The sequence below is a fragment of the Streptomyces smaragdinus genome (genome assembly GCF_009604385.1).
GTDB lineage: Bacteria > Actinomycetota > Actinomycetes > Streptomycetales > Streptomycetaceae > Streptomyces > Streptomyces smaragdinus.
The window spans coordinates 25,209-36,558 of record NZ_WEGJ01000050.1 but is presented as its reverse complement, the minus strand read 5'-3'; the positions used below and the strand labels follow the sequence as shown (position 1 = coordinate 36,558).

The following is an 11,350-nucleotide window of genomic DNA, read 5'->3' as shown; positions in this document are numbered from 1 at the left end:
CCGCACCCCCGGCCCCCGAGCACGCCCCCGCCCCGTCGCCGGGCGGCGTACGCGGCGGACACCCGCAGCACGCCGAGCCGGGGCCGCCGCGCCCCCGCGCCGAGTACGTCGACGCCTTCGAGGCGGGCGTCTACGGCGGCGCCCCGAAGCCCGCGGCGGACACCGCCGGCGACGACTGGGCCGCCTGGCCCGCCGAGGGCCTGCGCGAGCCCCGCCGCCGCGGTGGGGGCGGCACCCACCGCAAACGCAACCGCGCCCGCTACTCCACCGGCATAGCCGCCGCCGTGACCGCCGTCGCCGTCGGCGCCACCATCGCCGTCCAGGTGATCACCGGCCCCGGCGAGGACGACGCCGCGTCGGCCGCCGAGGCCCGGGCCCGCCAGGAGCGCGCGACCCGCTCGCAGGACCGCGACGAGCCGGCGAAGGCGGAGAAGGCCGTACCGGCGAAGGCCGCCGCGCCCACGTACGCCGAGGCCATGGCCGTCACGTACCCGCTGAGCGGCGATCTCACCGGCCCCGACACGTTCACGTCCGCCGGCCCCGCGAAGGCACCCGGCAAGGGCCGGGTCATCCGCTACCGCGTCGACATCGAACGCGGACTGCCGCTCGACGGCGAGCTGTTCGCCCAGGCCGTGCACAAGACCCTCAACGACCGTCGCAGCTGGGGCGGCGGCGGGGACCGTACCTTCGAACGCGTCGGCGCCGACGGCAAGGCCGACTTCGTCGTCACCCTGGCCAGCCCCGGCACCACCGACAAGTGGTGCGCCAAATCGGGACTCGACACGTCGGAACAGCGGGTGTCGTGCGACGCCGCGACGACCGACCGTGTCATGATCAACGCCTACCGGTGGGCCCAGGGCTCGACGACGTACGGCGACGAGCACATCCACGCCTACCGGCAGATGCTGATCAACCACGAGGTGGGCCACCGGCTCGGCTGGGGCCACGTCGGCTGCGAGAAGGCCGGGGAGCTCGCCCCGGTGATGATGCAGCAGACGAAGTACCTCACCACGGACGGCCGCACCTGCCGCCCGAACCCCTGGCCCTACCCGGAGCGCTGACGTCCGAACGGTGTTCGCACCGTTCGCGCACCCGTCCTAAGGCACTCGAACGCCCGACGCCCGGGAAAGTTACGGCCATTCACCCCTTCTGATGGTGCGGCGGACAACCGTCCGTCGTACCACCACCACCCCCGCATACGGTCCCTTTAATAGCGCTTCGGACCCACAACACGAAGCAACGACAGGGGGTGTTCCGCGTGCGTATCGCACTTCTCGCCGAGGGCGGCTATCCGTTTGCCGCCGGCGATGGACGGGTGTGGTGCGACCGGCTCATTCGAGGGCTGGCGGACCACGAGTTCGAGGTGTACGGACTGAGCACCGGGCCGGAGCTGGACGCGGCCGGACTCGTCGAACTCCCGCCCCAGGTGCGTAAGGTGCGCAGGGCCCGGCTCTGGGCGGAGCCCGAGGACACGTTCTCGTTCGGCCGGCGGGCGCGCGAGCGCTTCACCGCCGCCTTCACCGAGCTCGCGGCCGCCATCTGCGCCGACGGACCCGCGGAGGACCGTTTCTCCGCAGGGCTGTACGGGCTGGCGGAGCTCGCGTTCGACCAGGGCCCCGGGCTGCTGCCCGCCCTGCGCTCCGAGGTGCCGCTGCGCATCCTCGAGGGCGCCTGCCGGGCCCCGGGCAGCGCCCGCCTGGTGCAGGGCGCCCGGGCCGTCGACCTGCTCGCCGTCACGGAGCACCTCGCGCAGGCCCTGCGGCCGCTGTCGCTGCCCTGGTACGGGCCGGAGGAGCTGGCCGGCGCCGATCTGTGCCACGCCCTCTCCGGCGGTACGGCGGCGCTGCCCGGACTGCTGGCCCGGCACATCCATGGCACGCCGCTGCTGGTCACGGAGTACGGCGTCCGGCTGCGGCGGCACTATCTGGCCGCCGGCCCCGGCCCCGACGTCCCGGCCCGCGCGCTCACGGCCGGATTCGAACGCCGGCTCGCCGCCCAGGTCTGCGCGGGCGCCGACCTGCTCACCCCGGGCAACACCCACGCCCGCCGCTGGCAGGAGCGCCTCGGCGCCGCCCGCGAGCGGCAGCGCACGGTGTATCCGGGGATGGAGGCCGAGCGCTTCGCCGAGGCGGGCGAGGCCGGGCTGCCGGGGGACGAGGGCGCCGGGCCCGAGGGGCAGACGCTGGTGTGGGTCGGACGGATCGAGCCGGCGAAGGACCTCATCGGGCTGCTGCACGCCTTCGCGGAGGTGCGGCGGGCGGAGCCCGAGACCCGGCTGCTGCTCGTCTCCCAGGGCGGCTCGGCGGAGTACGAGACGCACTGCCGGGCGCTGGCCGCCCAGCTCTTCCCCGACGAGGCGGCCGGCGCGCACGAGGTCGGCGACAACCCCGTCTCGTTCGAGGAGATCGGCGGCCCCGAGCTCCCCGACCTCGCGGCGGCCTACGCCTCGGGCGAGGTGCTCGTTCTCTCCTCCGTCGTCGAGGGCTTCCCCGCCGGGCTGGTCGAGGGCATGTTCTGCGGCCGCGCCTCGGTGTCCACGGACGTCGGGGCCGTCCGCGAGGTCATCGGCGGTACGGGCCTGGTGGTCCCGCCGCGCAACCCGCGGGCGCTGGCGGACGCGTGCCTGGCGCTGCTGCGCGACCCCGCGAGACGCTCCCGGCTGGGGGCGGCGGCGCGGGCCCGGGCGCTGGAGCTGTTCACCGTCGAGCAGAACGTGTCCGCGTTCCGCGGCATCTACTTCGAGCTCATCTCGCACCGCCGGGGCCGCCGCCGGGGCACGGCGCCGCGCCCCTTCGACCACCCGGCCGAGGCCGCGCTCCCCGGCCGCTGGGCGGGCGGCCGCCTCGCACGCCGCGGCGGCTCCCCCCGCCCGTCGACCCCCCGCTGGTCACGCCCCGCGCAGGAGCCCCGCGACCGCACCCCGGCCCTCACCCGTGCCGCCGCAGGAGACCCCCGATGACGCAGGAGAAGGACTGGACGGTGGGCACCCGCGTGGACGAACTCCGCGCGGCCCTGGAGGAGTACGCCGCAGGCGCGGGCCTCCCCCCGTTCCCGGACGACGACCTCCCGGACGCCTCCGTGCCTCCCACGCTCACCGAACCCCACCTCATGGACAGACCACCGTCCCAGGACAGGCCCACCCCCCCGGACAGGACGTCCACCCAAGACGCACCCACCCCCCAAGACGCACCCACCCCCGAAGACGGGCCTTCCACGCAGGACGGACCCTCCGCCCAGGACCGGACCTCCACCGAAGGCGGACCCTCCGCCCAGGACTGGACCTCGACCCAGAGCAGCACCGCAGCCCAGGACCACCCGCCCGCGCGGGACAGGACGACCGTCCAGGACGGAACCCCCGCCTTCCCCCTCCAGGACCGCCGCCCGCCGACGCAAGCAGGGGACGGACCGGACGGGTGGCGGAGCGTGGCCCGGCACCGAGACCAAAGTCCCCACGTCCAGCGGAGCCACCCGTCCGGTCCGTCCCCGACCCCGGACCAGCCCCCGCGCCGCCCCGCGGACGCGTACCGCCCCGCGGACGCGTACCGCCCCGCGGACGCGTACCGCCCCCCGGAGGCGACCCGCCCCGCGGAATCGCACCGCACACAGGAGGCAACCCGCCCCCCGGCAAAGGACCCCGCGAAGGCTCCCGACGCAGCCCGCAAGCCCCAGCGCAGAGGCCCCGCGGACCCCGTAAAAACCCTGATGCACCGCCACAAGGACCTCTGCGCCCGCGCGGTGGACCCCCTGGAGATCGCCGCCGGCCTCGAGGCCCAGGGCGTAACCGACCGCACGGCGACGATGTTCCGCCACCGCGACGTATTCGCCCTGGCGGAGGAGCTCTTCGCCAGAACCCACCGCGAGCCCCCGCGCGACCAGCCCCCACCCCCGGCGGGCCCCCTGACCCCCGCGTACGACATCCTCCCGGCCACCGCGGCCCTGGGCGCCGCGCTGGCGGCCGCACGGACGGAGGGCGCCGCCCAGGCGATGCTGATCCTGGCCGGGGCGGTAGCGGTGACCCTGGCCCTGCGGGTGGCCGTGGCGAGGGGCCCCATGAGGGCGCGGCTGCCCGCCCACGCCGCCCTGGCCACGGCGGCCCTGGCCGCCTACGCCCTGTACGGCGACTGGCTCCTGGCGGACCTGCTGTCCGGCGCCGCGTCGACGGCGGACTTCAGCCCCCCGGACCCCCGCACGGCGGCGGCGGTTGCCCTGGCGGCAGCCCTGCCGGCGACGGCGGCGATCACGCGCTGGTTCAGGACAAGGGCCGCCCACGCCCTCGGCGTGAGCCGGGACCTGCACGAGTTCGCCGCCCGCATCCGCCCGTTACTGGCCGCCGCCGTCCTGGGAGCCGGCGCGGTGTTCCTGGGCCTGCAGCTGGCCGCGCTGGGGTTCACCGGCGGCGAAGGCGGCGTAGGCGGCGAAGGCGGCGGAGGCCCGGCGCTGGCCGTCGCCGCGCTGGGCCTGGCGCTGTACACGGCCCGCCTCCTGGCGCTGCACGGCCACGGCCGCCCGGCAGCCGCGGTGCTGACGGCGGCGGCCGCCGCCCACGCGATGGTCCTGCTGCTCGCGGTGTCCGCCCGGCTGCCGGGCCTGGACGCCCTCGGCCGCCCCGTCGACCTGCTCGTCGGCGCGCAGGGCCCGAGCGCCGTTCCCGCGGTGCTGAACGCCCTGGCGGCCGCCGTCCTGCTGGCCCTCGCGGCCGGTTCCCTGACCCGGGCCTCGGCCCACCGCTCAACTGCTCGTCCCAAGGAGCACAAAGCCATGTCTGCCCCGCATCCGCACGACCAGCGATCCGCCCTCCCCACGCAGGGAGGCAGCCGATGAGAGTGCTCCTGCTCGGGGCGAACGGATTCCTCGGCCGCTATGTGGCCGACCGTCTGCTCGCCGACCCGGCCGTCCAGCTCACCGCGCTCGGCCGCGGTGACGACGCCGACGTCCGCTTCGACCTGGCGACCGGCAGCCCCGGCGCCCTCACCCGGTTCCTGGACGCCGTCCACCCCGGCGTGGTGATCAACTGCGCCGGAGCGACGCGCGGCAGCGCCAAGGACCTGATCCGGCACAACACGGTCGCCGTGGCGACGATCTGCGAGGCCATGCGCCGCGCCACGGTCAGCCCGCGTCTGGTGCATCTGGGCTGCGCCGCGGAGTACGGCCCCTCGCAGCCCGGCTCCTCCACCGCGGAGGATTCGCTGCCGCGCCCCGGCGGCCCGTACGGCGTGAGCAAGCTCGCGGCGAGCGAGCTGGTGCTGGGCTCCGGGCTGGACGCCATCGTGCTGCGCGTGTTCTCGCCGGTCGGCCCCGGCACGCCCGCCGGTTCGCCGCTCGGACGGCTCGCGGAGGCGCTGCGCCGGGCGATGCAGCAGGGCGACGGCGAGATGAAGCTGAGCGGCCTCGGGGCGCAGCGGGACTTCGTGGACGTACGCGACGTGGCCCGCGCGGTGCACGCGGCGTCGCTCTCCGCGGCGCAGGGCGTGGTGAACATCGGCAGTGGCCGGGCCGTCCGGCTGCGGGACGCGGCGACGGCGCTGGCCAGGATCGCCGGGTACGGCGGCGCGCTGCACGAGCTGGACTCGGGCATGCCGCGGGGTATCCCCCCGCAGGCCGGCGTCGAGCCGACCGGGGCGGCCGCCGCGTATCCCCATCCGGATGGTTCCGGCGCCTGGCAGCAGGCGGACGTGCGGACCGCGCGCGACCGGCTCGGCTGGCGGCCGCGGATCGGGATCGAGGAGTCCCTCGCGGACATCTGGATGGAGGCGGCATGCCGGATCTGAAGTCCGACGGAGCACACGGTCTGCACGCCCTGCGCGCTCCCGGCGCCGGGGACGTGCGGCTCGGCCTCGGCGTGCCGGGCTACGCCCACCCGCTGGTGGCGCCCCTGGAGTGGGGCGAGCTCAGCCGCGCCCCGCGCGCCTTGCACTGGTCCGTGCTGAACGTGTCGGACGGTCCGGGCGTCCGCCCCGATCCGCACTGTCTGCAGGCCGCCGGCTCGCTGCGGTCGGCCCGGGTGCCGCTGCTCGGCCATCTCGACCTGCGCTGGGGCCGGCGCCCCTTCGGCGAGCTGATCACCGAGGCGCACCGGTTCCTGGAGTGGTACCGGGTGGACGGCTTCTATCTGGACCGCTGCCCCGCCGAGCGCGCCCTGCTGCCGGTCGTCCGCCGCACCTCGTCGACCCTGAAGGCCCTGGCGCCCGGCGCGCACATCGTGCTGGCGCCCGGCACCCATCCGTATCCGGGGTACGCGGAGGCCGCCGACCAGCTGGTGACGTTCGCCGGTCCGTGGACGGAGTACCGCTGGTCGCAGGTGGCGGAGTGGACGGCCGAATATCCGGCGGAGAAGTTCGTTCACCAGGTGCACGGCGTCCCGCGCCCGCATCTGGAGGAGGCCATGCGCGTGGCCCGCTGGCAGGGAGCGGCGACCGTGTTCTTCACCGATCACCGCGGCTGGGAGGCGCTGCCCGCCTATTGGGACGAAATCGTCTCGCGCATCGGACGCCATGTCTCGGAATGAGAAGAGCCGTGGCAGTGTTACGCAGAGAACAACCTGTGTCTCATACGCTACGGAGTCCCCGTGTCGCTGCCACCCTTGGTCGAACCGGCCGCCGAGCTCACGGTCGATGAGGTCCGCCGTTACTCGCGTCACCTGATCATCCCGGATGTCGGGATGGACGGTCAGAAACGGCTGAAGAACGCCAAGGTGCTCTGTGTGGGCGCCGGCGGTCTCGGCTCGCCGGCCCTGATGTATCTCGCCGCGGCCGGTGTCGGCACGCTCGGGATCGTCGAGTTCGACGAGGTCGACGAGTCGAACCTGCAGCGCCAGATCATCCACTCGCAGGCCGACATCGGCCGCCCGAAGGCCGAGTCCGCCCGCGACTCGGTCCTCGGCATCAACCCGTACGTGCAGGTCAACCTGCATCAGGAGCGGCTGGAGGCGTCGAACGTCTTCGACATCTTCAGCCAGTACGACCTGATCGTCGACGGCACGGACAACTTCGCCACGCGCTACCTGGTCAACGACGCGTGCGTGCTGCTGAACAAGCCGTACGTCTGGGGTTCGATCTACCGCTTCGACGGCCAGGCGTCGGTCTTCTGGTCCGAGCACGGCCCCTGCTACCGCTGCCTGTACCCGGAGCCCCCGCCGCCCGGCATGGTCCCGTCCTGCGCCGAGGGCGGCGTGCTCGGCGTGCTGTGCGGCTCGGTCGGCGCGATCCAGGTCACCGAGGCGATCAAGCTCCTCGCGGGCATCGGCGACCCGCTGGTCGGCCGGCTGATGATCTACGACGCCCTGGAGATGCGGTACAACCAGGTCAAGGTGCGCAAGGACCCCGACTGCGCGGTCTGCGGCACCAACCCGACGGTCACCGAGCTCATCGACTACGAGGCCTTCTGCGGCGTCGTCTCCGACGAGGCGCAGGCGGCGGCGATGGGTTCGACGATCACTCCGAAGCAGCTCAAGGAGATGATCGACGACGGTGAGAACCTCGACATCATCGACGTCCGCGAGCCGAACGAGTACGAGATCGTCTCGATCCCCGGCTCCCGGCTGATCCCGAAGAACGAGTTCCTGATGGGCGCGGCCCTCCAGGACATGCCGCAGGACAAGAAGATCGTCCTGCATTGCAAGACGGGTGTCCGCAGTGCGGAAGTCCTCGCGGTCCTGAAGTCCGCGGGCTTCTCCGACGCGGTCCATCTCGGCGGCGGCGTCATCGGCTGGGTCAACCAGATCGAGCCGGAGAAGCCGGTTTACTGACCGTTGCCGTACCGGAGCGCCCTCCCGACGGGAGGGCGCTCCGTGCGTTCAGGCGGGCTCGGGCCTGATGCGGAACAGTTCGCCGCCGACCAGCCCGGTGAGCTCGCCGCCGGAGAACATCAGCTCGGGAGCGACCCCGCTCTCCACCGGCCCCCGGGGCAGCCGCACGTGCCCGCGCCAGCGCGGCTCACCGGTGTCCAGGTCGAGTCCGACCAGGTTCCCGGCCGGATCGAGGAAGTACGCGACCCGCAGGCCGAGGTCGACGGCGGCGGCCGACGGTACCTCCCGCATCGTGGGGTCGTCCGGATCCTTGCGGAGTACGAGCCCGAGGTCGCGCGACCAGAGCCGTTCGCCGTCGGCCGCCGAGTAGGCGATCGCGGTGTCGCCCTTCGAGGCCGTCACCACGAGGCCGTCCGCGACCACGCCCCAGGGGATTGTGTCCACCGTGTGCCGCGACACCTCGCCGGAGCCGAGCTCGACGCGGGTCATCACGGCCGGCCCGGGGGCGTCGAAGGTCTCCCCCTTCTCGGGGATCCCGCCCAGCAGCACGGTGTCCCCGTCGGTGCCGAGGTAGAGCGTCGGGCCGTTCACGGTCGCGACCGTCCGCGGCTCGCCGGTTGCCGGATTCAGCCGGATCACGCGGCTGACCTGCGGGGCCTTCGCGCTGTCCGGTGAGCACAGCAGATACGGGACTCCGCCGGCTGCGATCCGGCTGCAGTCGGCCTGGGTCCAGTCGTACGTCCACAGCGTCGCACCCGTGGTGCCGTCGAGCGCGGTCACGGACTTGTAGGTCGGCGCCCCGGCCAGGATCCCGCCGTCGAACAGTACGGCGGAGTCCGTGCCGCGGCTGTCGTCCGCCAGCTTGTGCTTCCACAGCACCTTCCGGCTGTCGAGGTCGACGGCCAGCAGGTCCGTACCCGCGTATGAGGTCCCCGGGGCGTGATCGGCGTATGTGTACAGCACCCCGTCGCGGACACCGGGCAGGGATCCCGACGGGGAGGAGCCGCCGTCGGGGCTGACGGCCTTCCGCTGCCACACGACCTTCCCGGTGCGCTCGTCCACCCCGATGCCGTCGTACGCCGCGCCCCGGCAGTAGACGGCGCCGGGAGCGGTCGTACAGGCGTCCCAGTGCCCGCCCGGCAGCGACGTCCGCCACAGCAGCGTGCTCTGTGTGCTGACCGGGGTGGCCGGCGGCTCGTCACCGCCCCCCGTGGTGAGGATCGAGCCCACCGCGATCCCGGTCAGGGCGAGAGCCGCGCCGGCGGTCCGGCCCAGGTTCCGGCGGCGCCGGCGGCGTACGAGGCGGTCCGCGAGGCCCGCGGGAGCGGCCGGGGTGCCGGGAGTCCAGGCGTGCAGGGTGTCGCGGAGCGCGTCTTCGAGCCGGTCCGTGTTCATGCGCGGGCTCCCTTCGGGGAGTAGGTGTCCTGGGCGGGGTTACGGGACGGTGGGCCCAGCTCCGGCGCGAGGGTGCGCAGCCGGGCCAGCGACCGGTACGTGGTGCTGCGTACCGTGCCCACCGAGCAGCCCAGGGCGCTCGCCACCTCCGTCTCGGAGAGGTCCTCGAAGTAGCGCAGCACCAGCACCGCGCGCTGGCGCGGGGTCAGCCGGGCCAGCGCCCGGCCCACGGTGATCCGCAGATCGGCGCCGGCCGTACCGTCGGCGACCCCGAGGTGTTCCGGCGGTACGGCGAACGTCGGTTCGCGGTGCGGGCGGAGCAGCCGCCACCGGCTGATCTGGTGCCGGTACATCACCTTGCGCACGTAACCCTCGGGGTCGTCGACGTGCCGCCAGCGACCCAGCGCCTTCATCAGCGCCGTCTGCACGAGGTCCTCGGCCTCGTGCCGGTCACCGCCGGTGAGCAGGTTCGCCAGGCGGAGCAGGGCGCTCCAGCGGGCGTCGACGAACTCCCGGAATCTCTCGTGGTCCTGCGGATCCATGGGGCCTCCCGTTCCACGCACAAGGACGTGGGGGCCCCGGGCAATCTATGCCTGTGGTCGCGGACTTCTTCCGGCAGCGGGTCAGCCGCAGGTCGTGCCGGGTGACGGGGTCTTGCCGCGCAGGAAGTAGGCGTCGACCGCCTCGGTGACGCACGTGTCGCCCGTGCCGTACGCGCCGTGGCCCTCGCCCTCGTAGGTGACGAGGATGCCGGTGCCCGGGCCCAGTTCGTCCACCATCCGCCGCGCGCCCTCGTACGGGGTCGCCGGGTCGCCCTTGCCGCCGACCACCACGATCGCCGGGGCGCCGGGGGCGGAGACGTCGGGGTCGGCCGAGGCGCCCTCGACGGGCCAGTCGACGCACCAGCCGGCGGTGTCCCAGGCCAGGAAGGGGCCGAAGACCGGGGAGATCGCGGTGAACTCCGTCACCCAGCCCTTCGCCTCGGCGAGCGTGGGCCGGGACGAGGAGTCGGCGCAGTCCACGGCCCGCTGGGCGTGTGCCTGCAGGCCGTACTTCCCGGACGCCTCGCGGCCGTTGTACTGGTCGGCGAGGGCCAGCAGGATTGTGCCCGTGCCCCGCTGCTCCGCCTCGGTCAGGGCCTGGGTGAGGGTGGGCCAGCCGGCCTTGTCGTACAGGGGGACGACGATGCCCGTCAGCGCCTGGTTCTCGGTGAGGGGGCGGCCGCCGCGGGTGGGGAGGGGGTGGGTGTCGAGGCGCTTCAGGAGCGCGGTGATCCGGGCGGTGCCGGCCTTCGGGTCCTCGCCGCGGGAGCGGAAGTAGTTGTTCAGGGCGCGCTGGAAGCCGGTCGCCTGGTTCAGGGCGTGGTGCTTGAGGTCCGCCGTGGGGTCGACGACGGCGTCGATCGTCATCCGGCCGACGTGCTTGGGGAAGAGGTGCGCGTACACGCCGCCGAGCTTCGTACCGTACGAGAAGCCGAAGTAGTTCAGCTTGTCGTCGCCCAGGACCGTGCGCATCAGGTCCATGTCGCGGGCCGCGTCGGCGGTGCCGATGTGGGGGAGGAGGGGGCCGGCGTTGGCGTCGCAGGCCTCGTTGAAGGCGCGGGAGGAGTCGAGGTACGTCTTCTCCTCGGCCGCCGAGTCGGGGGTGGCGTCCATGGCGAAGAAGGCGTCGAGGCGTTTGTCCGGCAGGCAGCGGACGCGGGAGCTGGCGGCCACGCCGCGGGGGTCGAAGCCGACCAGGTCGTAGCGCTCGCGGAGGTTCTCGAAGAGCTGCGCGGAGTTGGCCAGACCGCGGACGCCGGAGGCGCCGGGGCCGCCGAAGTTGAACACCAGCGAACCGATGCGGTCCGCCCCGCTCTTCGCCCGGGCCCGGATCAGGGCGATGCCCATCGTCTCGCCGCCGGGCTTCGCGTAGTCCACCGGCACCGTCAGCGTCGCGCACTCCCAGCGGGTGCCGTCCGCGAGCCGCTTCGGGGGGTGCTGCTGGCCGGGAGGCGCGCCGACGGGGGCGCCGCATGACTTCCAGTCGGGGGACTGGGCGGTGAGGGTGGCCGGGAGCGTCGGCTCGCCGCCTTTGCGGGCGGGCGGCGGCGCCGGCTCCTCGGACGGCGACGAGCACGCGGCGGCGGAGAGCGGGAGCAGCAGGGCGAGCGCTGCCGCCGCCGTACGTATGGACAAGGTGACCCCCGGGTCGGTGTGCGGAGGCGCGAGC

The 11,350-nt window shown here is 74.1% G+C and carries 9 protein-coding genes; 6 read left to right on the top strand and 3 right to left on the bottom strand.

The features are described 5' to 3' along the window. The 6 genes from SRB5_RS32485 to moeZ all read left to right on the top strand — a co-directional run. On the top strand, positions 1 to 1,061 hold a 1,061-nt coding region (locus SRB5_RS32485; RefSeq protein ID WP_194293096.1), incomplete at its 5' end, for a DUF3152 domain-containing protein. A 197-nt stretch (positions 1,062 to 1,258) separates the two neighbouring features. After that, entirely contained in the window at positions 1,259 to 2,959 is a 1,701-nt protein-coding gene (locus tag SRB5_RS32480) for a DUF3492 domain-containing protein (RefSeq protein WP_323378855.1), read from the top strand. Further along, positions 2,956 to 4,821, top strand: coding sequence for a hypothetical protein (locus SRB5_RS32475; protein WP_153457067.1), 1,866 nt, complete (start codon positions 2,956 to 2,958; stop codon positions 4,819 to 4,821). The genes SRB5_RS32480 and SRB5_RS32475 overlap by 4 nt, the downstream gene beginning before the upstream one ends. Then, positions 4,818 to 5,768 carry an NAD-dependent epimerase/dehydratase family protein gene (locus tag SRB5_RS32470; protein WP_153457066.1) on the top strand — a complete coding sequence of 317 codons (951 nt, stop codon included), beginning with the start codon at positions 4,818 to 4,820 and terminating at the stop codon, positions 5,766 to 5,768. Before SRB5_RS32475 ends, SRB5_RS32470 begins: the two co-directional genes overlap by 4 nt. Next, on the top strand, positions 5,756 to 6,505 hold the full coding sequence (locus SRB5_RS32465) for a spherulation-specific family 4 protein (protein WP_153457065.1): 750 nt from the start codon (positions 5,756 to 5,758) through the stop codon (positions 6,503 to 6,505). Before SRB5_RS32470 ends, SRB5_RS32465 begins: the two co-directional genes overlap by 13 nt. A gap of 60 nt (positions 6,506 to 6,565) precedes the next feature. Further along, positions 6,566 to 7,744 carry an adenylyltransferase/sulfurtransferase MoeZ gene (moeZ, locus tag SRB5_RS32460; RefSeq protein WP_323378854.1) on the top strand — a complete coding sequence of 393 codons (1,179 nt, stop codon included), beginning with the start codon at positions 6,566 to 6,568 and terminating at the stop codon, positions 7,742 to 7,744. A gap of 48 nt (positions 7,745 to 7,792) precedes the next feature. Here the strand turns inward: moeZ and SRB5_RS32455 are convergent, their stop codons facing one another. The 3 genes from SRB5_RS32455 to SRB5_RS32445 all read right to left on the bottom strand — a co-directional run bounded on the left by SRB5_RS32455 (position 7,793) and on the right by SRB5_RS32445 (position 11,316). Further along, entirely contained in the window at positions 7,793 to 9,139 is a 1,347-nt protein-coding gene (locus SRB5_RS32455) for an outer membrane protein assembly factor BamB family protein (RefSeq protein WP_153457063.1), read from the bottom strand. Next, positions 9,136 to 9,681, bottom strand: a complete 546-nt coding sequence (locus SRB5_RS32450; protein WP_153457062.1) for a SigE family RNA polymerase sigma factor — start codon at positions 9,679 to 9,681, stop codon at positions 9,136 to 9,138. The genes SRB5_RS32455 and SRB5_RS32450 overlap by 4 nt, the downstream gene beginning before the upstream one ends. An 81-nt stretch (positions 9,682 to 9,762) precedes the next feature. Continuing rightward, positions 9,763 to 11,316, bottom strand: a complete 1,554-nt coding sequence (locus tag SRB5_RS32445; protein WP_153457061.1) for an alpha/beta hydrolase — start codon at positions 11,314 to 11,316, stop codon at positions 9,763 to 9,765. Between the last annotated feature and the right edge of the window lie 34 nt (positions 11,317 to 11,350).